This window comes from Amycolatopsis rubida (genome assembly GCF_900115345.1).
Classification (GTDB): Bacteria; Actinomycetota; Actinomycetes; order Mycobacteriales; family Pseudonocardiaceae; genus Amycolatopsis; species Amycolatopsis rubida.
This window is the reverse complement of sequence record NZ_FOWC01000007.1, coordinates 370774-394314: the sequence shown is the minus strand read 5'-3', so window position 1 is coordinate 394314 and position 23541 is coordinate 370774. Positions and strand designations below refer to the sequence as shown.

Genomic DNA, 23541 nt, shown 5'->3' with positions numbered 1-23541 from the left:
GGCTAGGTCGCGGCCGGTTGCGGGACTTCCGTGACCGGCGCGGGTTGCCGGCGGGCGACGAGGTACCCGGCGATCCCGAACCCGATCAGCACCGCCAACGTCCCGGCGGTGAACAGCTCGAAGGTCAGCCGCGACACTCCCCAGGTCGCCTCGAAGTCGTACGGCACGCCGAGCGCCCGGTCCAGCACTCCGGGCACCACCGTCTGCCAGGCGCCCAGCAGGATCCACGCGTAGATCAGCACCGAGCTGACCCACAGCCCGGCCCGTCCGCCCGGCACCCGGAACGGGCGCTCGGCCGACGGGTATTTCCGCCGCAGCACCAGGATCGTCGGGAAGATCAGCAGATACGACAGCAGCAACGTGCTCACCGCGATGTTCAGCACCACCGCGAACACCGCCGAAGCCGAACTGCTCTGCACGATCGTCGCCACCACCGTGAACGCGGTCGCGACCACGCCGGAGAGCAGATTGACCCGCAACGGAGTGTTCAGCTTCGGATGAAAAGCCCCGAACCAGCGCGGGAAGGCGCCGCCGACAGCAGCCATCGCCTGGATGCGGTCCGAGGCGATCATCCACGAGCAGCCCTGGTTCAGCAGAACGAAAACGAACACGACGGCGGCGAGCGTCAGCATCGCGTCCGAAGCGCCGCCGTAGACGGAGAACACCTGGCGCACGGCGTCGAGGAACCCGCCGAGCCCGTTGATCTTGTCCGGCGGCATCACCAGCACGATGCCGAAAACCGGCACCAGATAGCACAACGCCGACACCAAACCGGAAACGCCGACCGTGACCGGGACATCACGCCGCGGGTTGTGCATCTCCTCCGCGGCGCCGTTGGGCGCCTCGAAGCCGACGAGGGCGAACATCAGAACCGGGACGACCGCGAGGAATCCGCCGATGGTCGGCGAGAAGGCCAGCGAGCCGTGCGCGCCGTTGCGCGCGGCGTAGATCGCCGCGGTCACGGCGAAAAGCACCACCAGCCCGACCTTCAGCAGCGCCCCGGCGGCGATGAACCACTTGCCGTACCGCAGGCTCACCACCGCGCCGAGGATCGCCAGCCAGATGAAAACGAGCTTGAACGCGTAGTCCGCGAACCCGCCCGGCGAGGCCGGAACGAGGTACTGCTGCCAGGTCGCGGCCGCGAGGAAAGTGATCGATCCGCCCAGCCACACCGGGTTGGTGATCCAGTACAGCAGTGTGCCGAGCGCGGCGGGCAGTTTCCCGAACGCGAGCCGCAGCCAGACGAAGGGCCCGCCCTCCGCCGGGAACGCGCTGCCCAGTTCGGCCATGACCAGCCCGTACGGGAACAGGAACAGCACGAGGAGCACGGCGGTCCAGGTGACCGCCTCCGCCCCCGAGGTCGCGATCTGGCCGATGGTGTCCACCGAGATGATGGCCGCGATCGCGAGGAAGATCGAGTCGATCCGGCGCAGGTTCCGGCGCAGGTTTTCTGATTCGCTGTTGACGAAGGTGGGTTCGGACACGCTTCACCGCCTTTGGTGAATCGAGGGGGGTCAGGCTTCGGTGTTCTCCAGGTCTTCCTTGTGCAGCAACGGAGTTCCGGCGGTCTCGTGCAGCGAGAACGCGGCGATCAGACCGACGGCCGCCGCGACCATCAGATACGGGCCGGGCACGAGCGTGCTGCCGGTCGCGGAAATCAGGACAGTCATCAGGTACGGCACGGTGCCGGCGAACAGCGCGGCGGTGATGTTGTACGCGATGGACAGTCCGCTTTGCCGGGTGCGGGTCGGGAAGATCTCCGCGGACCACACCGCGTAAGTGCCGAGGATCGCCGCCAGGATGGCGCCGAGCGCGAGGCCGCCGATCCAGGTGCCGACCAGCCCGGTGCGCATCACCAGGTACGCCGGGACGGCGAGAACGAACAGCGAGACGCCCGCGGCGATCAGGACCGGCCGCCTGCCGACGCGGTCGGAAAGACGGCCGAAGAAGGGCACGAGGACCAGCCCGACGAGCGAGATCACGGTGGACAGTGCCGCCGCGCTGCCGGCCGAATGGCCGAGGTAGTCGGTTTCGTAGGTGACCAGGTACGTGAGCACGGCGTAGAACGGCACGTGCATCATGGTCATCAGCCCGGCCGCTTGCAGCAGCTGCTTCTTGTTGTGGCGGAACAGTTCCCGGACCGGGCTGCGGGGAACGTTGTCGGTCGCTTCGAGGGCGCGGTACTCGGGCGTGTCCTCGATCTTGCTGCGGATGACGAACCCGATGATGCCCAGCGGCGCGGCGATCAGGAACGGGACGCGCCAGCCCCACGAGGCCAGCTGCGCGTTCGTCAGGCCGATCGACAAGAGCAGGAACACGAACGAACCGGCGAGGAAGCCCAGCAGCGAACCGACTTCCAGCCAGCTGACGCCGAACCCGCGGCGCCGCCGCGGCGCGTACTCGGCGAGGAAGCTCGCCGCGCTGCCGAATTCGCCGCCCGCCGCGAGCCCCTGGAGCAAACGCAGCAGCACCAGCAGGATCGGGGCCGCGATGCCGATCGTGGAGTAGCCCGGCAGCAGGCCGATCACGAGCGTGGCCCCGGACATCACGAAGATGACCACCGACAGCGTGCGCTTGCGGCCGATCTTGTCGCCCAGCGGGCCGAAGATCAGCGCGCCGACCGGCCGGATCCCGAACGACACCGCGAAGACGCCGAACACCGCGAGCAGACCCGCGGTCGAGTTCCCCGCCGGGAAGAACACCGACGCGATGGTGCCGGCGAGGTAGGCGTAGGCGGCCCAGTCGAACCAGTGCACGAAGACGCCGACGGCACCGGCGGCGACGCTGCGGCGCAGCGTCGCGGGATCGGCGCTCTGTTCGGCGAGGTCGGGCGCCGGAGAGGCGTCGGGTGCGGTCATGAGTGGCCTCCTTGGACCGGTTCTCCGGGAGGACGCTAAGAGCGGCCCACGGCATCTAACAAGAAGTAATAAGCAAAGCAATGCATCTGTTCGGCTTATGCAGAGGCGCTGAGCTGTGCCGATACGACGGTCTGACGGCCGCGAAACACAGCGTTCACGTGCGGGCCGGCCCGCCGGTGAGGGCCTGCGGGGTGAGCAGCACGCCGATCTGGTCGTCGGTCAGCAGCTGCCGTTCCCGCACCAGTTCCAGTGCGGGGCGGCCGGTTTGGTGCGCTTCCAGGGCGAGCGCGCTCGCGGTCTCGTAGCCGAGCGCCGGACTCAGCGCCGTGACCAGGCCGGTCGAGGCGGCGACGATGCCAGCGAGGTGCTCTCGGCGCGCGGTGATGCCGCGTACGCACTGTTCGGCGAGCACCCGGGCGCCGGCGGTGAGATGGTCGAGACCGGCGGTCAACGCTCGCGCGATGATCGGTTCGAAGGCGTTGAGCTGCAGCTGCCCGCCCTCGGCGGCGAGGGTGATCGTGACGTCGTGGCCGATGATCTCGAAGGCGATCTGGTTGACCGCCTCCGGGACGACCGGGTTGAGCTTGCCCGGCATGATCGAGGACCCGGCCTGCCGGGCGGGCAGCTCGATCTCCCCGAACCCGGCCTGCGGTCCGGACGAGAGCAGCCGGAGATCGTTGCAGATCTTCGACAATTTGACCGCCACGCGTTTCAGCACACCGGACAGCTGGACGAACACGCCGACGTCCTGGGTCGCCTCGATCAGGTCGGGCGCGGAGACGAGCGTGGTGATGCCGGTGAGTTCGCGCAAGTGCGCGACTGCCCGCTCGCGGTAGCCGGGACGCGCGTTGAGGCCGGTGCCGATCGCCGTGCCGCCGAGGTTCAGCTCGTGCAGCAGCAACCGGGCTTCGGCGAGCCGCTGTTCGTCCTCGCCGAGCGTGGCGGCGAACGCGCCGAATTCCTGGCCGAGCGTCATCGGGACGGCGTCCTGCAGCTGGGTGCGGCCCATCTTGAGGATGTCGGCGAACTCGATCGCCTTGTCCGCGAACGCTTCCCGCAGTCCGGCGAGCGCGGCCAGCAGTTCGGCGAGATGCCGGTCGAGGGCGAGTTTGACCGCGGTGGGGTAGACGTCGTTGGTGCTCTGGCCGAGGTTGACGTGGTCGAGCGGATGCAGTTCGGCGTACGCGCCGCGGGCGTGGCCGAGCACCTCCAGGGCGCGGTTGGCGATGACCTCGTTGGCGTTCATGTTCGTCGAGGTCCCGGCCCCGCCCTGGATGAGGTCGACGACGAACTGGTCGCGCAACCGGCCGTTGCGAAGCTCCGCGCACGCCTGCCCGATCGCCGTGGCTCGCTCCGGGGAGAGGGCGCCGACCTCCGCGTTGGCGCGCGCGGCCGCCTCCTTGACGGTGGCCAGCGCGGCGACGAGGTGCGGCCGGTCGGCGAGGGTTTCGCCGGTGAGGGGGAAGTTGACCAGCGCACGGGCGGTGTGCGCGCCGTAGTAGACGTCGCCGGGCACGCTGATTTCGCCGAGCATGTCGTGCTCGGAGCGGGTGCTGGACATCGGTGTCCTTCCCGGGGCAGGAGGTTCAGAGGGTTCGGGCGGTGTGGTCCATGCCGGTCCACGCCAGCGCAATCGCACCATCGAGCAGGGCTCGTTCGGCGGTGCCGCCGACGCAGTGCGCGGCGAATTCGCGCTGGTGGTTGATCGCGGGCAGCGACCCGACGCCGATGTAGGGGTGAATCGCGGGCACGACCTGCGAGACGTTGCCCATGTCGGTGGAGGCGCGGTTCATCCGCGACGCCGTGCCGTCCGGCGCGAACTCACGGCCGAGTTCGAGGGCGTTGGCGCGATAGGTGGCCAAAGCCGGTTCGTCGGCGCGGAATTCGGCGTAGGGCTTGCTCTCCGGTTCGACGCCCAGCTCGCAGCCAGTGGCCAGCGCCCCGGCCTCGAACGCCCGCATGACGCGCGGCTCCAATTCGGACAGTTCCGCCAGCGTCTCGGCCCGCACATACCACCGGCCGGACGCGTGCTCGGGGATCGCGTTGGGGGCGTCGCCGGCGTGCGTCACGATCCCGTGCACGCGCGCCGAGGCCGGAAGTTGCTGCCGCAGAAGGCCGATCGCGACCTGGGCGACGGTGAACGCGTCGGCCGCGTTCACCCCGGCTTCGGGATAAGCCGCGGCGTGCGCGGACTTGCCGGTATAGGAGATCTTCGAGTGACTGACGGCGAACGGCCGCGCTTCGGCGACGTCCACCGGCGCCGGGTGCACCATCATCGCGAGGTCCACCCCCGCGAAAGCGCCGCGTTCCAGCAACTCGATCTTCCCGCCGCCGCCCTCCTCGGCTGGAGTGCCGTAGACCTCGACGGTGATCCCGAGATCGTCGGCGACCTCGGCGAGCCCCAGCGCGGCGCCGACGGAACCGGCCGCGATGAGGTTGTGCCCGCAGGCGTGGCCGAGGCCGGGCAGAGCGTCGTACTCGGCGCACAGCGCGATCCGCCTCGGCCCGGAGCCGAAGCTCGCGTGGAACGCGGTGTCGAGACCGAGGTACTTCGACGTGACCGCGAACCCGGTCCGGTCGAGCAGCTCCGGCACCGCGGCGGCCGCGCGATGCTCTTCCCACGCCGTTTCCGGGTCGGCGTGCAGCCGCTCGGACAGCTGGATCAGCCCCTCGGCGTGCCGTTCGACCGCGGCGCGGGCGGCCGCTTTGCTCGCGGGCATCACTCGTCTCCCGGCACGCCGTAGGACGGTGCGGCCGCGGGATTCAGGCCGCGGGTGACGTAGTCGTCGCGCTGGGGCAGCCAGACGTCGAGGAGTCCGGCGAGCTGCTCGATCGGCTCGTCCGCCCAGTCCACGCGCAGATCCGTGACCGGCCAGTCCGCCGCGGACACCACGACGAGCCCGGCCGAGCGCACCGGGCCTTCCTCGCCGCCTGCTGCGAGCCCGGCCCGCATCGCCGCGACGAGGCGTTGTTCCAGCTCGCCGGTCGCGTCGGCGAACGCGTCCGCCATGGACCGCGGAATGTGGTCGCCGGCCAGCATGTTGCCCGCCACGACCACGCCGTCGCCCGTCGCCGACGCGTGCGTGCCGAGGGTTTTCGAGCCGCTGTAAGCGAAACCGGGCCCGGCCGGCCCGAGCACGGTCAGCTGCCGGTACTCGATGTGCTCCGCCGCCGACGTGACCTCGGCCAGCGCCTTCTCCGGATCCCCGTGTTCGGCGAGCCGGTCCAGCACCCGTCCGCCGAGCCGCGGGTCGGTGATGTTCTGCGAAGCCGCCGCGCCGAGGCCGGGACGCAGGTGCGCGACGCGGGCGACGACCGCCGGACTGGACGAACTGGCCGCGACGCCGAACCGGACGGTTCCGCCGGACGTGGCGCGGGCGACGATCGAAAAGGTCACTTCTCCTCCTCCGGGATCACCGCGACGGCGTCGATCTCGCACAGCCATTCCGGCCGGGCGAGCGCGGACACGACCACGCCGGTCGAGATCGGGTGCACGCCCTTGGTCCAGCGCCCGACGGTGCGGTAAACGGCCTCGCGGTAGCGCGGGTCGACCAGGTAGATCGTGAGCTTGACGAGGTGTTCCATCCGGCTGCCCGCTTCTTCGAGCAGCATCGTGATGTTCGCCATCGCCTGCTCGGCCTGCGCGGCGACGTCGCCGATCCCGACCGATTCGCTCGTGTCGAGGTCCTGCCCGATCTGGCCGCGGACGTAGACCGTGCCGTTGGCGACGACGGCCTGGCACAGGTCGTTGTCGAGGTTCTGCTCCGGGTAGGTGTCCCGCGTGTTGAACGGGCGGATGCGACGGTGGACAGTCACTGCGTGGCCTTCCGTGCGGCGGTCGTCGGACGCCTCAGCCTGACCGCGCGTCCAATGTTCTGTCCAGTAGATCTTTCTGTACCAATGCATCTGTTCTGATGATGCACTATGCATCGGTAAATCAGATCTTGAGCGCCGGAAACATCTGTTGGACACGGGCAGTGCGGGCCGTGAGGATCCGGGGAGACGGCGCTGAACCGCGCCGAAGCCGGAGCGGAGGTCTGGGATGTCGAGCGAACAGGTGGAGGCCCTCGTCGTGGGCGGGGGACAGGCCGGCCTGGCGATGAGCGAGCACCTGAGCGAGTGCGGCGTGCCGCACCTCGTCCTGGAACGGAACCGGATCGCCGAACGCTGGCGCTCGCAGCGGTGGGACTCGCTCGTCGCGAACGGCCCGGCGTGGCACGACCGGTTCCCCGGCCTGGAATTCCCCGACGTCGCTCCCGGCGAATTCGCGTCGAAGGACCAGGTAGCGAATTATTTCGAGGCCTACGCCGGGAAAATCGCCGCGCCGGTCCGCACCGGGGTCGAGGTCACGTCCGTCCGGCGGCACGAGGGCAGGCCCGGATTCCGCGTCGAAACCTCGGACGGCGACCTCGACGCCCGGTTCGTCATCGCCGCGACGGGCCCGTTCCAGCGCCCGGTGATCCCGCCGATCGTGCCCGCCGGCGCCGGTCCGGTGCAGTTGCACTCCAGCGGCTACCGGAACCCCGGGCAGCTTCCCGAAGGGGCGGTGCTGGTGGTCGGCGCGGGTTCGTCGGGCGTGCAGATCGCGGAGGAACTGCGCCGGGCCGGACGCGAGGTGTACCTGTCCGTCGGCCCGCACGACCGGCCGCCGCGCAGCTATCGCGACCGCGACTTTTGCTGGTGGCTCGGCGTTCTGGGCAAGTGGGACGCCGAGACGCCGCCCGCCGGAGCGGAACACGTGACCATCGCGGTGAGCGGCGCGCGCGGCGGGCACACCGTGGACTTCCGCGCGCTGGCCGGACTCGGCATCACGCTCGTCGGCATGACCGGCGCGTACGTCGGCGGCAAGCTCAGCTTCGCGACCGACCTGGCGAAGAACATCACGGCGGGCGACGAGAATTACCTTGCCCTGCTTGACGAAGCCGACGCCTATGTGGCTCGCAACGGGCTCGACCTGCCCGAGGAACCGTCCGCCCGCGAACTGGGACCGGACCCGGCGTGTGTCACCGATCCGGTGCTGGAACTGGATCTGGCCGCGGCCGGGGTGTCCTCGATCGTCTGGGCGACCGGGTTCGCGGTCGACTACAGCTGGCTGCAGGTCGACGCGTTCGACGAGAACGGACGCCCCAAGCACCGGCGCGGGGTGTCGGTCGAGCCGGGCGTGTACTTCATCGGCCTGCCGTGGCTGGCGCGGCGCGGGTCGAGCTTCATCTGGGGCGTGTGGCACGACGCGAAGTTCGTGGCCGACCATGTCGCGATCCAGCGCGGGTATCAGAGCCAGTCCGAGACCCCGGACAGCCAGCGTTCCGGCGCCCGGGAATGAATCCGGTGCCCGACGCTCACCGTCACCGTTTTCGCATCCGGTAACGCCTGTTCCAGCAAGGCGTACCGGGATTGGCCGAGGTGGCTCCGCGGCTCGCCCGCGAGGATCAGCGTCGGGGCGCGGATCGACGAGAGGCCGGTCCGCCACTCGGGCTGAGGAGTGCGGAGGCGCGCGCAAGGCGGTCCGGCGTCGTGACGGCGGCCGGTCGCCGGCGTCACGCGGCGGCCACCATGGACGCGCCGAAAGCGCCGAGCGAATGCCCGGCGAGCGTGCACCGCCCGAGCCCGTCCAGCGAGCGCAGGACGTCGTCCTGGAACGCCGTCGGCGGATAGGCCCGGAGTGTGCAGCCGGAACCCGAGGTCGGTCAGTCCGGGCGCAGCGGATCCCGGGCCGCTGGCGGCGTGCGGGCAGACCAGGTCGTTCACGGGCAGGTCACGACCTGCCCGGCCCAGGAGAGCCCGCCGCCGAAGGCGAAGAGCAGCACCGGCTCGCCCGGCGGCAGCTCGCCGCGAGCGACCATTTTGGACAGTGCGAGCGGGACGGACGCCGCCGACGTGTTGCCCGAATCGACCACGTCCCGGCCGATCGCCACGTCCGCGCGCAGGTCGAGCCGGTCGGTCAGCGCCTCGACGATGCGCAGGTTGGCCTGGTGGGTGACAACTCCGGCGAGGTCGGTGGTCGCGATGCCCGCGCGAGCGCAGGCTTCCGCCGCGACAGCCGGGAGTTCCTGGACGGCCCAGCGGAACACCGACTGGCCGTCCTGGGCGAACGCGGGCCGCCATTCGTCCACGAGCCGGACCAGATGCCTGCGCGTCGGGTCGGAGCCCCACACGACCGGGCCGACTGCCGCCGTGCCGGACGCGCTGAGGACGGCCGCGCCCGCGCCGTCGCCGAGCAGGACACAGGTGCCGCGGTCGGTCCAGTCGGTGACGTCCGACATCTTCTCCGCGCCGACGACCAGTGCGTGCCGGGCGGCTCCGGCCTGGACGGCGTGGTCGGCGGTGGCCAGCGCGGTGCAGAAGCCGGCGCAGCCGTTGTTGAGGTCGAAACAGACCGCGGCCGGGATGCCGAGGCGGCCCGCGACCTGGGCGGCGATGGACGGGCAGCGGTCGATCGCGCTGCAGGTGGCGACCACGATCATGCCGATCTCGCCGGGTTCGAGACCGGCCCCGGCCAGCGCCTTCGCCGCGGCTTCGGTCGCCAGGTCGGCGACCGAGCCGTCCGCGAGGTGCCGGGCGGCGATGCCGGTGCGGCGGCGGATCCACTCGTCGGTCGTGTCGACCATGTCTTCGAGGTCGGCGTTGGTCAGCACGCGGGCGGGCTGGTGGTGGCCGAGCGCGGTGATGCGGGAACCGGGCATCTTTCCTCCTGGGGTCAGCCGCACTATAGCGACCGATCGTTCGTAATCTATAGTGGCTTCATGAGTCCCCGGAAGTCCGTGGCCGAATCGCGCCTCACCCGCCGTCGCATCCTCGACCTCGGCCTGGCGATCGCCTCGGCCGAGGGCCTGGAGCGGCTGACCATCGGGCGGCTCGCCGCCGAGCTGGAGATGAGCAAGGCGGGCGTGCTCGGGCATTTCGGCACCAAGGAGAGCCTGCAACTGGCCGTGATCGAAGCCGCCGCCGAGATGTTCGTCCGCGAGGTGCCCGAACGCGCCCGCGGCGTGCCGCGCGGCCTGCCCTATCTCCGGGCGGCCGGGGAGGCCTGGATCTCCTACCTGGAACGCGACCTGCTGCCCGGCGGCTGCTTCTTCACCGCGGCGGCGGCCGAGTTCGACGGCCGGGAAGGACCGGTGCGCGACGCGGTCGCCAGGACGAGCGCGTTCTGGCAGCGAGAGCTGCGCGTCAACATCTGGCGTGCGGTGAGCCTCGGGGAACTGCCGCCGGACACGGACATCGACCAGCTGCTCTACGAGATCGTCGCGATCATGCTGGCGCTCAACCACTTCCGGCAACTGCACGGCGACCGGCAGGCTTCGGCCCGCGCGCGCCGTGCGCTCGAAGGACTGTTCTGACGCCGGCTTTCTCTCACGAGGAGTACTGCGCGCGGCACAGCTCCCGAAACTCCTGCGCCCGCCGGGTAAGCCGAACCCCGCGCATCGTCGCGAGCACAATCTCCAGTGACGGGACATCGTCGGTCAGCGTCAGCGGCACCACGCTCGCCCCCGCATATGTCGTGTCGTCCGGCGGACGCTGGTTGAGCAACGCGAACCCGTGCCCGGAAGCGACCAGCGCCCGCACTGTCTCGTACCCGCTCGTCCGGTGCCGAACCCGCGGCGCCACCCCGGCATCGCTCAGGATCGACTGCAGGTACTCCCGGCTGTGCGGCAGGTCGAGCAGCACCATCGGCTCGTCCGCCAGCTCGTGCAACGACACCTTGCGGCTCTTCCGCCGGGCGAGCCGGTGGTCCTCGGAGACGAGGGCGTACGGAGCGGCGGTGCCGACCACCTCGCGGTCGATGTCGTCGTCGAGGTCGTAGCCGTACAGCATCGCCAGCTCGGTCTCGCCCGCTCGCAACGCGCCCTTGAGCGCCTTGTGCTCGCCCTCGCGCAGGGACACGTGCACGCGGGGATGCCGGGCTTCGAACTCGGCCAGCAGGCTCGGCAGGCGGAACGGCGCGAGCGTGGCGAAACAGCCGACGGTGAGCGTGCCGACCAGGTCGGTGCCGGATTGCCGCGCGGTTTCGACCAGCTCCGCGCCGTGTGCCAGGAAATCCAGCACCCGCTTGTAGAACTCCTCGCCGGCGGTGGTCAGGCTGAGCCCGCGGGCGTGGTGGCGCAGCAGGAACTGCACGCCCATTTCCTTCTCCAGCTGCGCGATCGCCGTCGAAACGGCCGACTGCGAAACCATCAGTTCCTTCGACGCGGCCGTCATGCTCAGGTGCCGCGCCGCCGCCTCGAAGTAGCGCAGCTGCACGAGGGTGAAGGAAGGCTCGCTCATGCCGACATCCTGCCTCAGCGGCAGCAACCGGGATGCTGCGGTTTCGGCGCGGGCGTGTCCAGCGCGGGGTTGGCGTCGAAGAATCCGCTGGGCTTGAGGGTGAACCCGGTGTGGTCGACGGGCATGATCGGCCAGTCCTCGGTGCGCGGATAGTGGGTGAGCCCGAAGGTGTGCCACACGACGAGGTCGGCGCCGTCGAGGTCGCGGTCGGCCCGGATCCAGGTGTCGATGCCGGTTTTCCCGTCGTTCTGGTTGACGTACTCGCCCGCCGGGAAGCGCTCGTCTTCGGCGTACGCGGTGACCCAGAGGTGCTTGCGGGTGAAGGCGGCGCGGCGGGCGATCGAGGACGCGTCGTCGGCCAGCAACGGCGGCAGGCCTTCCGGATGCAGCGTGTAGCCGACCGGTTTGCCGAGGGCGTTGCGGGACTCGGGATTGCTGATCCGCCAGGTGCGGCCGAGGTTGCCGTCGGCGAGCCGGGCGGCCTCGGACTCCTTGGCCAGCCTGGTGCTCTTCCGGGTGAAGGCGTTGCCGTGCGGATTGTCCGGGCCGATCGGGACGCGCCGCACGTCGATCTCGTCAACGGCGTTCGAGAGGCCGTCGACCATCATGTCCAGCCGCGCGGAGAACAGGTGCTGGTGGAACGGCGCGCCGACGCCGGGGGCGATTTCGGTGGCCCACGGGTAGTCGTCCTCGGCGGGGAAGGCCGAGGCGAACACGATGCCGGTGGCCTTGCACTCGAGTTCGATCGTGCCGTCGAGGTAGAGGTACCAGTAGAAGCCGTAGTCGTAGTTGCCGACCGTCACGAAGAACGAGACGACCAGCCGGCGCTGCCGGCGGGTGGAAACACTGCCGTTGTAGTGGTCAGTGTGCTTCCACAGCACCCCAGCGTCTTCCTCGTGCATGCAGATCGCGTTCGTGATGGTGTGCGGCCGTCCGTCGTCGTCGTGCAGGACGGCGTCGAAGTAGCGGATCTCGCCGAGGCAGTCGCAGCCCAGCGTCAGCGAGTTGGCTTCCTTGCCCAGCGAGTACTCGCCCGCGTCGAAGTAGTTCTGCCAGAACCGGACCGGGCTCGGGTCGCCATAGGGCACGACCATCTCGGCGACCGACGCGCGGTAGACGACCGGACGCAGCCGATCGCCGTCCTGGAAGCCGATTTGGTGCAGGGTAAGGCCTTCGACCGGGTTGAAGCCGATCCGGAACCGCCACTTCTCCCACGTGACGACATCGCCCTCGACGGTGAAGCTCGGCCCCTCGGGCTGGGTGATCACGATGGGCTTCTGCGTGTCGCGGGCCGGCCCGTCGAGGTGGTAGTCGTAGGCGGTGCGCGGGATGTCGGCCGGGCCGTCGTCGATGAGGTCGTGCACGCGGCCGGCGATCAGGTCGACGTAGGCCACGACGCCGTCGATCGGGTGCGCCCAGAGGTTGTCGTCCTCGTTCAGCTGGAGGAACGCCAGGCAGCGCACGAGCCGCAGCCCGGTTTCGCCGGGGATGTCGAAGCAGCCGGCGCTGAGCGCGGAGATCCGGACCGAACGGGGTTCGTCGACGCCGCGGCGGCGCATCGCCGCGTTCCACGCCTCGTCTTTCCAGAGAATCTCCTCGACCAGGTCGAACTCCTCGTGCAGGATCGGCGGCTGCCCCTCGGCCGCGACGTCCACCGCCCGGTCGGCCACGACCTCGCCGCCGGTCAGCGACACGACCGCTTCGCGCACCGCCCCGGTCCGCCGGTCGAGCAGCAGCGAACGGACGCGGCGGTCCACCGGATCGCCCGGCTGCCAGGCCAGCACGGCCGCCTTCGCCGGTTCCAGCAGCGAGACGAGCGCGAACCGGGTGCTCTCGGTCGCGATCCCGGCTTCGGCCAGCAGCGCGCGGTTGCGGGCGACCTCGTCTTCGGTCAGGCGCGAGAGGGGGTGGGCCATGCGCGTCTCCTCATTCTTTGCGGACTAGCGCAAAGAATGCGCGTTGCCGGTCCGGGAGGCAAGGCCCTTACGGGGTGGGTTCTCCGGAACCGGTACTGGGTTTTTCGATGCACGTCATCAATAATCCTGGATGTGGCACGACCCAAGGACCAGGCGAAGCGACGCGACGAGCTGGTGGCGGCGGCCGCCCGCGCGATCCGGACGCGGGGGCTGGCCGGTCTCCGCGTGCGCGACGTCGCCGAGGAGGCCGGGCTGTCCGCAGGCTCGGTCAGCTACTACTACCCGGATCTCGACGATCTGCTGTTCGAACTGCACCGCGACGCGGTCGACCGGTTCTACTGGGCGCGAGCGCGCGCCGCGGAGGCCGAGGACGATCCGGTCCGGCGGCTGGCGCGGCTGGTCGACGCGGGGCTTCCGTCCGGTGAAAACGATCCGTTGAGCCGGGTGCTGTACGAAATGCACGTCCATGCGGCGCGCAACCCGGCGCACGCGGTGTTGATGACGGCGCTCTGGGACCGCGAGGTGTCGCTGTACTCGGCCGCGCTCGCGCACGGTCAGGACACCGGAGAGTTCCGGCTGCGGTCGCCCGCGGCGGACATCGCGGCGAACGCGGTGGCCCTGGAAGACGCCTACGGCCTGCATCTCGCCGGGCGCAACACCAGCCTGTCCGCGGCCAGGACGCGCGAGCTGCTGCTCGGGTACCTGGCGGCGGAAACCGGACGCGACCTCGGTCAGGCGTAGGCCGTCCAGACCGTCTTGAGGCCGGTGTACTTGTCGAACGAATGCAGGGAAAGGTCGCGGCCGAATCCGGACTGCTTGAAGCCGCCGAACGGGGTCGCGGTGCTGAGCGCGTCGACTGTGTTCACCGAGATCGTCCCGGCGTGGATGCCGTCGGAGACGCGGTGCGCGCGGGCGAGGTCGCGGGTCCAGACGGATGCGGCGAGGCCGTACGGGGTGTCGTTGGCGAGCCGGATCGCTTCGGCTTCGGTCCCGAACGGGAGGGTGGCGAGCACTGGCCCGAACAGCTCCTCGGTGACCAGCGGATCGTCGGCGGCCAGGCCGGTGACGACGGTCGGGTCCAGGAACGCGCCCCGGCGGGTGCCGCCGGCGACGACGGTCCCGCTGCCGGTCTCGACGGCGGCCAGCACCCGCGCCGCGGCGTTCTCGTCGATCATCGGACCCAGTTTCGTGGCCGGGTCCAGCGGATCTCCGGGCACCCACTCAGCGACCTTCTCCCGCAGCCGGGCGAGGAAGTCGTCGGCCGCCGAGGCCTGGACGAGCAGGCGGGTGGTGGCCGAGCAGACCTGGCCGGAGTTCGCGCAGAACCCGAAGGCGACCAGGTCCGCGGCGGCGTCGAGATCCGCGTCGGCGAACACCGCGACCGGGCTCTTGCCGCCGCATTCGAGCCAGACCTGCTTGAGGTTCGACTCGCCGGCATAGCGCAGGAACAGCCCGCCGACGGGCGTCGACCCGGTGAAGGCGAGGACGTCGACGTCCGGATGCCGTCCCAGCGCCTGTCCCGCGGTTTCGCCGAAGCCCGGCACGACGTTGAGCACCCCGTCCGGAATTCCCGCCGCCGCGGCCAATTCTCCTAATCGAAGCGCGGACAGCGGCGATTGTTCGGCGGGTTTGAGGACGACGCTGTTGCCCGCGGCCAGCGCGGGGGCGAGTTTCCACCCGGCGATGTCGAGCGGGAAGTTCCACGGCACGACCGCGCCCACCACCCCGAGCGGCACGCGCCGGATCGCGGCGAAATTGCCCGGAGGGGCGGGCGCGACCTCGTCGTAGCGTTTGTCGAGCGCTTCGGCGTACCAGGCGAAGCACTCGACGGTCGCGGGCACGTCCTGGCCGAACGTGTCCGAGATCGGACGGCCGACGTCCAGGGTGTCGCAGAGCGCCAGTTCCCGCCCGTGCGCACTGATCAGGTCAGCCAGCCGCAGCAGGCGTTTCTTGCGCTCGGCCGGGGCGAGCCGGGACCAGCGGCCGTCCTCGAACGCGCGCCGGGCGGCGGCGACCGCGGTGTCGATCTCAGCTTGGCCGCATTCGGCCACGTGCGCGACCGGGTGCCCGGTGGCGGGGTTGACGTCGGCAGAAGTCTTGCCGGACTTGGCTTCGAGCCAGTCACCGTCCACAAAGGCCGCGGTTCGGGGCCGCAGCCGCGCGGCCTCGCGCACCCAGTCGCCGTGGTTCATTCCCGGAACCGCCTTTCGTCGCTTCCGTTCACTATCGCCAGCTGCCGCGGTGCGGGAAAGCGGAGCTTTTCGCTGCCCTGCATCGGGCTGGTCGATGCAGGCTCACCGGGCGAGGTCCCACAGCGACGCCCACTGCCCGGCAGTGAGGTCGCGGGGGAGTGCCTGCGGCGACAGCCGTTGCCGAGCAAGCCAAGTCCGAGCCGCGCGGACGCTGAGGCGGCCGGTGCGGGGCAGGATCCCGCCCAGCCCGCGGCCGCGTCCGGTGAAGACCGTGCGGACGAACTCCTGGTACTCCGCCTGATCGTCGACGAGCGGCGCCGGGCGGCGGGTGATCACGAGGATCCCGCCGTCCACAGCCGGGCGAGGACGGAACGCGTGCGCCGGAACCCGGGCGGGGACGGCGAACTCGAACCACGGCCACCAGGCGGCGGTCATCTGGGAGGCGCCGCCGATTCCGGCCCGGCGGCGGGCGGCTTCCCACTGCACCAGCAGCACGGCGAGTTCCCAGTGCGGCTGCCGGAACAACCGGCGCAGGGCCGCGGTGGTGAGGTGGAAGGGAAGGTTGCCGACGACGGTGTGCGGAACGTCGGGCAGCCGGTGCCGGAGCAGATCGCCCTGGACGACCTCGACGTGGCCGCCGGTCCGCCGGGCAAGGCGGCGGGCGCGGCGGGGGTCGAGTTCGACCGCGGTCAGCGGGCGGCCGGTGCGGCTGAGCGGAACGGTCAGTGCGCCGTCGCCCGCGGCCAGTTCCACGAGGGGACCGGTCGTGCGGCCGGCGGCAGTGCAGACAGCGGCGATGACGGCGGGGTCGGCCAGGAAGTTCTGGCCGAGTTCGTGCCGTCCGCCGAAGGACTGGGCAGACATCAGGGGTGCGTACTCCGCGCATGAGGAAGCGACCCGGGTGCCAGAACCGGCAGCCCGGACGGACAACGGGAGAGCGCGACGGAGCGTTGCGCGTCCGGCGCTCAGGCGTTGCGCAGGCGAGTCAATGCGTACGCGGCGAAGAAGGCACCCATGGGCGGGGAGCCTAGCCGACCGGTCCCACGGGTCGCATCCGGTTTTCGCGCAGAGAACTCCCCGCGGGCCGCACGACGCTTCCGGAATTCGGCGGCAGCCATTTTTCCCTGGTGGAAGAACAATTTCCGCCCATTCCGCCGGGACCCGGAGAACGGTCCTCCTGCGAAGGAGGTACCCGCTGATCCCGGGCCGCAAACTGACACGAAACGGGGTCGCTCGGCTGAGGGGTACGACGCTTGCGCGGGGCTGTGACCAGCCGGAGAGTGGGACCCGGAGGAGAAATTCCGATTCGGGAAATGGAGTGGACCCATGGCACGCGCAATCCAGCCGCAGGACCTCGTCGACAGCACCGTGATGGACAATTCCGGCAGCAAGATCGGCAAGGTGGGCACGGTTTATCTCGCCGACGACACCAGGCGGCCGGAGTGGGTGACGGTGAAGACCGGGCTGTTCGGCCAGAAGGAGAGCTTCGTGCCGCTGTCGGGTGCCGGCATGGAGAGCGACGGCCTGCACGTCCAGGTCGCGAAGGACCAGGTGTCCGACGCCCCGCGCATCGACGCCGAAGGCCATCTCTCCGAAAAGGAAAGCGTCGAGCTGTACAAGTACTACGGCTTGCCTGCTCCGCGCGGCGGGAACGGCGAGAACATGCGGGACCGCGGACGCGACGCGGCGGCAGGCGGTGCGGCGGGCGGCGTCGCGGGCACCACGCGGCCGGCCGGCCGGGACACCGCCGGGGCCAAGGGGCGGCCGAGCGCTGAGCACGCTGCCGAGGGCGGACGGCACGACGCGTCCGGCACCGGTGACGTGGTGCGCTCCGAGGAGCACCTGCGGGTCGGCACCGAAGAGGTCGAAACCGGCCACGTCCGGTTGCGCAAGTACGTGGTGACCGAGGAGGAGCAGGTGACCGTGCCGGTCACGCACGAGGAAGTGCGCGTCGAGCGCGAGCCGATCACCGACGCCAAGGCGGCGGGCAAGGCCGAGATCGGCGAGGCGGAGCAGGACGTCGTGCTGCACGCCGAGAAGCCGGTGGTGCAGAAGGAAACCGTACCGGTGGAGCGGGTGCGCCTCGGCACCGAGCAGGTCACCGAGGAGCAGACCGTCCAGGGGAAGGTCCGCAAGGAGCGGATCGACATCGACGACGACACCCGCCGGGACAAGAAGTCCTGACCCGGGCCCCTGGTCCTCGGTCCGTGAGGGGGCCCTGAGGGAATCTGATTCCCTCAGGGCCCCCTCACGGACCTTCGGCTACCGGCGCGTGCGGCTGGCCTTCATGAACTCGCGGTTGAGGTTCGCGATGCTCGTCAGCGGAATCCCCTTGGGACACGACGCGACGCATTCGCCGGTGTTCGTGCACCCGCCGAAGTCGGCCGCGTCCATGGTTTCCACCATGTCGAGCACCCGCTGAGCGCGTTCCGGCTGGCCCTGCGGCAGCGAGTTCAGGTGCGCCACCTTCGCCGAGGTGAACAGCATCGCCGACCCGTTCGGGCAGGCCGCCACGCAGGCGCCACAGCCGATGCAGGTCGCGTTGTCGAAGGCGAGGTCGGCGTCCGGCTTGGGCACCGGCGTCGCGTGCGCTTCGGGCGCGCTGCCGGTCGGGGCGGTGACGTATCCGCCCGCCTCGATGATCCGGTCGAACGCCGACCGGTCGACCACCAGGTCCTTGATCACCGGGAAGCCCTTGGCGCGCCACGGTTCCACGTCCAGCACGTCGCCGTCGCGGAACGCGCGCAGGTGCAGCTGGCAGGTCGTGGTGCGTTCCGGGCCGTGCGCCCGCCCGTTGATCACGACGCCGCACGAGCCGCAGATGCCCTCCCGGCAGTCGTGGTCGAACGCGATCGGCTCGGCGCCGTCCTCGATGAGGTGCTGGTTGAGGACGTCGAGAAGCTCCAGGAACGACATGTCCGGACTGGCGTCCTCGACCGGGTAGTCGACCAGCCCGCCGTCGTCGTCCGGGCCGGACTGGCGCCAGACCCGCAGGGTGAGTTTCACGTGTAGCTCCGCTGGGTGGGATGGACGTGCTCGAAGTTCAGGATTTCCCGGTGCAGCACCGGCTTCTCGCCGTACTCCCAGGCCGAGACGAAGGAGAACCGCTCGTCGTCGCGCTGTGCCTCGCCGTCTTCGGTCTGGTGTTCCTCGCGGAAATGGCCGCCGCACGATTCCTCGCGCACGAGTGCGTCGAGCAGCAGCAATTCGGCGAGTTCCAGGAAATCGGCGACGCGACCGGCCTTCTCCAGTTCCTGGTTCAGTTCGGCGCCCGTGCCCGGGACGCGGACGTCTCGCCAGAATTCGGCGCGCAGCTGCGGAATGCGGTCGAGTGCTTTCCGCAGGCCCTCGGCGGATCGGGACATCCCGCAGTGGTCCCACATCAGGTGGCCCAGTTCGCGGTGGAAAGAGTCGACGCTGCGGGTGCCGCGCACGGACAACAGCCGTTCCAGCCGGTCGCGTACCGCGGTTTCGGCTTGCGCGACCGCCGGATCGGCCGGGTCGAGCGCGGGGAAGCCGCCGCGGGCGATGTAGTCGTTGAGCGTGGCCGGGAGCACGAAGTAGCCGTCGGCGAGGCCCTGCATCAGCGCGGACGCGCCGAGCCGGTTCGCGCCGTGGTCGGAGAAGTTGGCCTCGCCGATCACGAAGAGGCCGGGGACCGTGCTCTGCAGGTCGTAGTCGACCCACAGCCCGCCCATCGTGTAGTGGATCGCCGGGTAGATCCGCATCGGAACCTCGTACGGGTTCTCCGCGGTGATCCGCTCGTACATGTCGAACAGGTTGCCGTACTTGGCTTCCACCGCCGGACGGCCCAGCCGCGCGATCGCGTCCGCGAAGTCGAGATACACGCCGAGCCCGCCGGGACCGACGCCGAACCCGGCGTCGCAGACGTTCTTCGCGGCACGCGAAGCGATGTCGCGCGGCACGAGGTTGCCGAAGCTCGGGTACATCCGCTCCAGGTAGTAGTCCCGTTCGGACTCCGGGATCTCCTTCGGCGGACGCGGGTCGCGCGGCTGCTTCGGGACCCAGATCCGGCCGTCGTTGCGCAGCGACTCGCTCATCAGCGTCAGCTTCGACTGGTGTTCGCCCGAGCGCGGGATGCAGGTCGGGTGGATCTGCGTGAAGCACGGGTTCGCGAAGTGCGCGCCGCGCTTGTGCGCTCGCCAGATCGCGGTGGCGTTGGAGCCTTTCGCGTTGGTGGACAAGTAGAAGACGTTGCCGTAGCCGCCGGTCGCGAGCACGACCGCGTCCGCGAGATGCGTGGTCACCTCGCCGGTCACCAGATCGCGTGCGACGATTCCGCGTGCCTTGCCGTCGGACACGATCAGGTCCAGCATCTCCGTCCGCGGGTGCATCTCCACGCCGCCGGCGTCGATCTGCCGGGCCAGCGCCTGGTACGCGCCGAGCAGCAGCTGCTGTCCGGTCTGGCCGCGGGCGTAGAACGTGCGCTGCACCTGGACGCCGCCGAACGAGCGGGTGTCGAGCAGTCCGCCGTACTCCCGGGCGAACGGCACGCCCTGCGCCACCGCCTGGTCGATGATCTGCGCGGAGACCTGCGCCAGCCGGTACACATTGGACTCCCGGGACCGGAAGTCGCCGCCCTTCACCGTGTCGTAGAAGAGCCGGTAGACCGAATCGCCGTCGTTGCGGTAGTTCTTCGCCGCGTTGATGCCGCCCTGCGCGGCGACCGAGTGCGCGCGCCGCGGCGAGTCCTGGAAGCAGAACTGGACCACGTGGTAGCCCTGTTCGGCGAGGGTCGCTCCGGCCGACGCCCCGGCGAGGCCGGTGCCCACCACGATGATCCGGTGCCGCCGCCGGTTGGCCGGGTTGACCAGCTTCGCGCCGAAGCGGCGGCTGTCCCAGCGGTCCTCGATCGGACCGGCCGGCGCCCGCGTGTCGGCGATCGGCTCGCCGAGCGTGTAGTCGCTCATGTCAGGCCACCCATCCCGCCATCACGGCGATCGGCACGATCAGGAAGCCGCCGGTGATCACGACGGCGAGCACGGACCCCGCGGTTTTGAGCGCCCGGTCGCGGGCCTTGCTGGTGATGCCCAGCGTCTGCGCCGCGCTCCAGAACCCGTGGTTGATGTGCAGGCCGAGCATCAGCAGCGCGACGATGTAGATCAGGTTGACCCACCAGACCTGGAAGTCCGCGACGATGTTGTGGTACGGCTGGCCGTCGCGGAAGTCCTGGTTGGCCACGCCGACGGTGAGGTCCAGGATGTGCCACACGATGTAGAGCGCGAGCGTCGCGCCGCCCCAGCGCATGGTGTGCGTCGCGAAACTGGCCTTGCGCCGCTGGCCGTGCGCGTACTTGACCGGGCGCGCTCGCCGGTCTCGTTGGGACAGTTGCACCGCCGCGACCACGTGCAGCACCAACGCGATCAGCAGCACGACGCGCTGGATCGAGAGGTACCAGGCGTTCTGCAGCACCGGTTCCCCGATGGTCCGCAGCCAGGCGGCGTAGTCGTCGAAATGCCGCGGCCCCAGGAAAACCTTGAGATTCCCGGCCATGTGCACGAACAGGAACGCGACGAACATCAGCCCGGTGACGGCCATGACGACCTTCTTGCCGATGGTCGAACGCCAGAACGTCACGAGCGCCGGGCGACGGCGGGGCGGAGCGGGTGCGAGTGCCACGGAACCGACGGTAAGTCGGCGCTGACGAGAGGGCAAACACATGATTTCTCTCAAAAGGATAGGCACAGTCTATGCTGGTGGTCATGCAGTTCCAGCAGCTGGCGTATTTCCTGGCCGTGGCGCAGACGCGGCATTTCACCCGGGCCGCGGAGCAGATGCGGGTGGCGCAGCCCTCACTGTCGCAGCAGATCCGCGCGCTGGAACGGGATGTCGGCGCGGGGCTGTTCCACCGGATCCGCGGGAACGTCACGCTCACCGAGGCGGGGGAGACGCTGCTGCCGATCGCGCGCCGGATCATCGCCGAGACGGAGACCGCGTACCGGGCCATCCGGGAGCTGGACGAACTGGGCCGCGGCCGGGTGCGGCTGGGCGCGACGCCGAGCCTGTGCACCGGCCTCCTGCCCGCGATGCTCGCCGCGTTCCGCCGCGACTATCCCGGGATCGAGCTGGTGCTGCACGAAAGCGGGTCCCGGGACCTGCAGACCGCGCTGTCGGAAGGCGGCCTGGACCTGGCGATGATCGTGGACAGCCGCGTCCACGACGATTCCCGGCTGGAGAGCCGCGCGCTGTTCGTCGAGGACCTGGTGGTGATCTCGCCGAAGGACGCGCCCGCCCCGGTGCGCGGCCGGATGCCGATCGCCGCGCTGCGGCACCGGCCGCTGGTGATGTTCCGGCAGGGTTACGACCTGCGCGAGGCGACCGTGGCCGCTTGCCGCGCGGAGGGCTTCGACCCGCTGTTCGCGATCGAAGGCGGCGAGATGGACGCGGTGCTGGAGCTGGTCCAGGCCGGGCTGGGCCTGGCGGTCGTGCCGAGCACCGTGGTCGGGGACCGGTTCCGCCGCACGCAATTCACCGAGCCCGGCCTGAGCCGCGTGGTGCGGCTGGCGTACCGGCGTGACGTCGAGCAGCCGCGCGCGGTGCGGGCGTTGCAGGAGGCGGTGGTGCAGTACCTGGGCGGCGGGGTGGCCCGGCTGCCGCCCGGCACGCGTCCGCTCGTCGGCGGGTGATCAGCGGTCCGCTGTCGTCGGGACCAGGTCCACGAGATGGACACGCGATCGTGCGACGACGCCGGTCAGCTCGGCCAGATGGTGCTCGACGAGTTCCCTGGCGTCGTTGTCGCGGTCGTGGTGCGGCTGGCTACCGGCGTGTGTTAGACCGCGTCGGCGGGCGAGGGAGGGCCATCCCGCTGATGAGGACTAGGCCGTCCTCGGCAGGCACGTCGTCGCGGAGCGTGGCGTCCTCCGCGCCCGCGGAGAGGAGTTCTCTGACGCCGCCGACATCCCGTGCTTCGCGCTGACATAGGCGGGGATGCGCGAGGAGGCTCGATGCCTGCTCGCAGACCACCGCGAGCTGATGCCGGCAGGCGGCGTCGATCAGGGCTTCACGGGTCGGGAAGTGCCGGTAGAGCGTGCCGACGCCGACTCCGGCCCGTTTGGCGATCGCTGCCGGTGCCGCGTCGAGCCCTCCGCGGCGACCTCCAGGAGCGGGGCGCGGTTCTCGCCTGGGGCAGCGCGCCGCCGTACGAGACCACCCTCCAACCGGACCCGGCCCGCCGCTGCGCCTCGCCTTGGGCTCGGACACGTGGGAATTGGTCCACAACGCACTCACGGAACGACTGAGCCTCCTTGATTCGCAACGGGAACTGGCCGCGTCGGTCGCCTTCTGACTACATTCCCGCCGACTGCTTCTCCGGCTCGATCAGGCCGACGACGCGCACCTGCTCGCGCTGGTACGGCTGTCCGATGTACTTCTTGGCCACCTCGTCGACGATCTCCCAGGCCTGCTCGCCCTCGATCCATTCGGCCACCCGGCCGCGGATGATGATCGGCTCGAACGGATTGTCCGGCGGGGTAAGGGAAATCGCCACGCGCGGGTCGCGGCGGAGGTTGCGGGCCTTGCGGCTGTCCGGGCCGGTGAGGAAGACGATCCGCTCGCCGCGCGTGCCGATCCACACCGGGACGACGTGCGGCGACCCGTCCGGGAGCACGGTCGCGAGGTGGGCGATCGGGGTGCCGTCGAGGACGCGGCGGACTTCGGGGTTCAGCATCGGGGGTTCCTCTCAGCGGATGATTTCGTAGTGAAGGTGGGTGACGCCGGGAGCCGGGACCGTCTCGGCCAGCCGCAGCCGCACGTGTTCCGGCAGTTCGCCGAAGAAACTCCGCCCGCCGCCCAGCAGGATCGGGACCTGGTGAAGCACGAGTTCGTCGACCAGCCCGGCCTTGATCGCCTCGGTGACCAGAACGCCGCCCATGAGCGCGACGTCCTTGTCGCCCGCCGCCGCCCGCGCGCCTTTGACGGCCTCTTCGACGCTGGTCGCCTGGGTCGGCGCCTCGCTCAGCTCCGGCACCGGCTGGTGGCTGACCACGAACAACGGCGCCGTCGGATGCGGACCACTACCACCGAAGTGGCTTGAGTGGTCGTACGTCGCGTGCCCGACCACGGTCGCCCCGACGCGCGCCGCGAGCGAGTCGAAAACCCGGGCGCTGGGCTCGGAAAGCCTGAACCCGTCGAAGACCTTGCTGGGCGTGTCGCCGGTGAAGTACCAGTCGAACAGCGCCCCGGCGTCGCCGAGCCCGCTCCCGACCTCGTCGGCCCCTTCTTGGCGACGGCCGCTGATGTACCCGTCCACCGAGACCGACAGGGCACTGAACACTCTGGTCATGACGCTCCTCG

The 23541-nt window shown here is 70.3% G+C and carries 21 protein-coding genes and 1 pseudogene; 5 read left to right on the top strand and 17 right to left on the bottom strand.

Going from position 1 to position 23541, the window contains the following annotated elements:
- Positions 1 to 2: 2 nt before the first annotated feature.
- From BM362_RS27090 to BM362_RS27065, 6 genes are all read right to left on the bottom strand, one after another.
- Entirely contained in the window at positions 3 to 1484 is a 1482-nt protein-coding gene (locus tag BM362_RS27090; RefSeq protein ID WP_093575048.1) for an APC family permease, read from the bottom strand.
- A gap of 30 nt (positions 1485 to 1514) precedes the next feature.
- Positions 1515 to 2858, bottom strand: a complete 1344-nt coding sequence (locus tag BM362_RS27085; RefSeq protein WP_093575047.1) for an MFS transporter — start codon at positions 2856 to 2858, stop codon at positions 1515 to 1517.
- A 154-nt stretch (positions 2859 to 3012) separates the two neighbouring features.
- On the bottom strand, positions 3013 to 4419 hold the full coding sequence (locus tag BM362_RS27080) for an aspartate ammonia-lyase (RefSeq protein WP_067587407.1): 1407 nt from the start codon (positions 4417 to 4419) through the stop codon (positions 3013 to 3015).
- A 25-nt stretch (positions 4420 to 4444) separates the two neighbouring features.
- Positions 4445 to 5578, bottom strand: a complete 1134-nt coding sequence (locus tag BM362_RS27075; protein ID WP_093575046.1) for a M20 family metallopeptidase — start codon at positions 5576 to 5578, stop codon at positions 4445 to 4447.
- Positions 5578 to 6255, bottom strand: coding sequence for a DUF1028 domain-containing protein (locus BM362_RS27070; RefSeq protein WP_067587413.1), 678 nt, complete (start codon positions 6253 to 6255; stop codon positions 5578 to 5580). Before BM362_RS27070 ends, BM362_RS27075 begins: the two co-directional genes overlap by 1 nt.
- Complete coding sequence (locus BM362_RS27065) at positions 6252 to 6764, bottom strand: RidA family protein (protein WP_244287299.1); 513 nt, start codon at positions 6762 to 6764, stop codon at positions 6252 to 6254. The genes BM362_RS27070 and BM362_RS27065 overlap by 4 nt, the downstream gene beginning before the upstream one ends.
- Positions 6765 to 6900: 136 nt before the next feature.
- On the opposite strand from BM362_RS27065, the gene BM362_RS27060 reads away from it, so the two are divergent.
- Positions 6901 to 8181 (top strand): flavin-containing monooxygenase, encoded by a 1281-nt coding sequence (locus BM362_RS27060; protein ID WP_093575045.1) that lies wholly within the window; start codon positions 6901 to 6903, stop codon positions 8179 to 8181.
- 421 nt (positions 8182 to 8602) lie between these two features.
- On the opposite strand, the gene BM362_RS27055 is transcribed toward BM362_RS27060, so the two are convergent.
- A complete protein-coding gene (locus tag BM362_RS27055) occupies positions 8603 to 9541 on the bottom strand; it encodes a beta-ketoacyl-ACP synthase III (RefSeq protein ID WP_093575044.1) in 939 nt (312 codons plus the stop codon).
- A 60-nt stretch (positions 9542 to 9601) separates the two neighbouring features.
- On the opposite strand from BM362_RS27055, the gene BM362_RS27050 reads away from it, so the two are divergent.
- Positions 9602 to 10195 (top strand): TetR/AcrR family transcriptional regulator, encoded by a 594-nt coding sequence (locus tag BM362_RS27050; protein WP_067587422.1) that lies wholly within the window; start codon positions 9602 to 9604, stop codon positions 10193 to 10195.
- 13 nt (positions 10196 to 10208) lie between these two features.
- Here BM362_RS27050 and BM362_RS27045 read toward each other — a convergent pair whose 3' ends face one another.
- Both BM362_RS27045 and BM362_RS27040 read right to left on the bottom strand, forming a co-directional pair.
- The gene (locus BM362_RS27045; protein WP_067587424.1) at positions 10209 to 11120 is read right to left on the bottom strand and encodes a LysR substrate-binding domain-containing protein; all 912 of its coding nucleotides are present in this window, start codon (positions 11118 to 11120) and stop codon (positions 10209 to 10211) included.
- Between the two features lie 14 nt (positions 11121 to 11134).
- Positions 11135 to 13042, bottom strand: a pseudogene (locus BM362_RS27040) (primary-amine oxidase); the annotation flags it as partial.
- 126 nt (positions 13043 to 13168) lie between these two features.
- Here BM362_RS27040 and BM362_RS27035 point away from each other — a divergent pair.
- Positions 13169 to 13777: a TetR/AcrR family transcriptional regulator gene (locus tag BM362_RS27035; RefSeq protein ID WP_208865351.1), complete on the top strand. Its 609-nt coding sequence runs from the start codon at positions 13169 to 13171 to the stop codon at positions 13775 to 13777.
- Here the strand turns inward: BM362_RS27035 and BM362_RS27030 are convergent.
- Entirely contained in the window at positions 13768 to 15228 is a 1461-nt protein-coding gene (locus BM362_RS27030; protein WP_093575041.1) for an aldehyde dehydrogenase family protein, read from the bottom strand. The two genes, BM362_RS27035 and BM362_RS27030, sit on opposite strands and share 10 nt — an antisense overlap.
- A gap of 102 nt (positions 15229 to 15330) precedes the next feature.
- Positions 15331 to 16092, bottom strand: coding sequence for a 23S ribosomal RNA methyltransferase Erm (gene erm / locus BM362_RS27025; protein ID WP_093575040.1), 762 nt, complete (start codon positions 16090 to 16092; stop codon positions 15331 to 15333).
- 462 nt (positions 16093 to 16554) lie between these two features.
- Between erm and BM362_RS27020 the strand changes: the two genes are divergently transcribed.
- Complete coding sequence (locus BM362_RS27020) at positions 16555 to 17412, top strand: PRC and DUF2382 domain-containing protein (RefSeq protein ID WP_093575039.1); 858 nt, start codon at positions 16555 to 16557, stop codon at positions 17410 to 17412.
- 78 nt (positions 17413 to 17490) lie between these two features.
- On the opposite strand, the gene BM362_RS27015 is transcribed toward BM362_RS27020, so the two are convergent.
- Genes BM362_RS27015 through BM362_RS27005 form a run of 3 tightly spaced genes read right to left on the bottom strand, consistent with a single transcriptional unit; the run spans position 17491 to position 20868 of the window.
- Positions 17491 to 18234 (bottom strand): succinate dehydrogenase/fumarate reductase iron-sulfur subunit, encoded by a 744-nt coding sequence (locus BM362_RS27015; protein ID WP_093575038.1) that lies wholly within the window; start codon positions 18232 to 18234, stop codon positions 17491 to 17493.
- Entirely contained in the window at positions 18231 to 20159 is a 1929-nt protein-coding gene (locus BM362_RS27010; RefSeq protein WP_093575037.1) for a fumarate reductase/succinate dehydrogenase flavoprotein subunit, read from the bottom strand. Before BM362_RS27010 ends, BM362_RS27015 begins: the two co-directional genes overlap by 4 nt.
- A 1-nt stretch (position 20160) precedes the next feature.
- Positions 20161 to 20868, bottom strand: a complete 708-nt coding sequence (locus tag BM362_RS27005) for a succinate dehydrogenase cytochrome b subunit (RefSeq protein ID WP_093575036.1) — start codon at positions 20866 to 20868, stop codon at positions 20161 to 20163.
- 83 nt (positions 20869 to 20951) lie between these two features.
- On the opposite strand from BM362_RS27005, the gene BM362_RS27000 reads away from it, so the two are divergent.
- Positions 20952 to 21875, top strand: a complete 924-nt coding sequence (locus BM362_RS27000; protein WP_093575113.1) for a LysR family transcriptional regulator — start codon at positions 20952 to 20954, stop codon at positions 21873 to 21875.
- A 130-nt stretch (positions 21876 to 22005) separates the two neighbouring features.
- Here BM362_RS27000 and BM362_RS26995 read toward each other — a convergent pair whose 3' ends face one another.
- From BM362_RS26995 to BM362_RS26980, 3 genes are all read right to left on the bottom strand, one after another.
- A complete protein-coding gene (locus BM362_RS26995) occupies positions 22006 to 22449 on the bottom strand; it encodes a TetR/AcrR family transcriptional regulator (RefSeq protein ID WP_208865364.1) in 444 nt (147 codons plus the stop codon).
- A gap of 85 nt (positions 22450 to 22534) precedes the next feature.
- Complete coding sequence (locus BM362_RS26985; RefSeq protein WP_067587450.1) at positions 22535 to 22915, bottom strand: PPOX class F420-dependent oxidoreductase; 381 nt, start codon at positions 22913 to 22915, stop codon at positions 22535 to 22537.
- 12 nt (positions 22916 to 22927) lie between these two features.
- Positions 22928 to 23530 carry a dihydrofolate reductase family protein gene (locus tag BM362_RS26980; RefSeq protein ID WP_093575034.1) on the bottom strand — a complete coding sequence of 201 codons (603 nt, stop codon included), beginning with the start codon at positions 23528 to 23530 and terminating at the stop codon, positions 22928 to 22930.
- Positions 23531 to 23541: the final 11 nt, after the last annotated feature.

Coding starts and splice junctions, on each gene's coding strand:
- BM362_RS27010 (WP_093575037.1), bottom strand. CDS start 20,159: ATGAGCGACTACACGCTCGGCGAGCCGATCGCCGACACGCGGGCGCCG.
- BM362_RS27000 (WP_093575113.1), top strand. CDS start 20,952: ATGCAGTTCCAGCAGCTGGCGTATTTCCTGGCCGTGGCGCAGACGCGG.
- BM362_RS27050 (WP_067587422.1), top strand. CDS start 9,602: ATGAGTCCCCGGAAGTCCGTGGCCGAATCGCGCCTCACCCGCCGTCGC.
- BM362_RS27020 (WP_093575039.1), top strand. CDS start 16,555: ATGGCACGCGCAATCCAGCCGCAGGACCTCGTCGACAGCACCGTGATG.
- BM362_RS27030 (WP_093575041.1), bottom strand. CDS start 15,228: ATGAACCACGGCGACTGGGTGCGCGAGGCCGCGCGGCTGCGGCCCCGA.
- BM362_RS27065 (WP_244287299.1), bottom strand. CDS start 6,764: ATGCATTGGTACAGAAAGATCTACTGGACAGAACATTGGACGCGCGGT.
- BM362_RS27075 (WP_093575046.1), bottom strand. CDS start 5,578: ATGCCCGCGAGCAAAGCGGCCGCCCGCGCCGCGGTCGAACGGCACGCC.
- BM362_RS27045 (WP_067587424.1), bottom strand. CDS start 11,120: ATGAGCGAGCCTTCCTTCACCCTCGTGCAGCTGCGCTACTTCGAGGCG.
- BM362_RS26985 (WP_067587450.1), bottom strand. CDS start 22,915: ATGCTGAACCCCGAAGTCCGCCGCGTCCTCGACGGCACCCCGATCGCC.
- BM362_RS27055 (WP_093575044.1), bottom strand. CDS start 9,541: ATGCCCGGTTCCCGCATCACCGCGCTCGGCCACCACCAGCCCGCCCGC.
- BM362_RS26980 (WP_093575034.1), bottom strand. CDS start 23,530: ATGACCAGAGTGTTCAGTGCCCTGTCGGTCTCGGTGGACGGGTACATC.
- BM362_RS27085 (WP_093575047.1), bottom strand. CDS start 2,858: ATGACCGCACCCGACGCCTCTCCGGCGCCCGACCTCGCCGAACAGAGC.
- BM362_RS27060 (WP_093575045.1), top strand. CDS start 6,901: ATGTCGAGCGAACAGGTGGAGGCCCTCGTCGTGGGCGGGGGACAGGCC.
- BM362_RS27080 (WP_067587407.1), bottom strand. CDS start 4,419: ATGTCCAGCACCCGCTCCGAGCACGACATGCTCGGCGAAATCAGCGTG.
- erm (WP_093575040.1), bottom strand. CDS start 16,092: ATGTCTGCCCAGTCCTTCGGCGGACGGCACGAACTCGGCCAGAACTTC.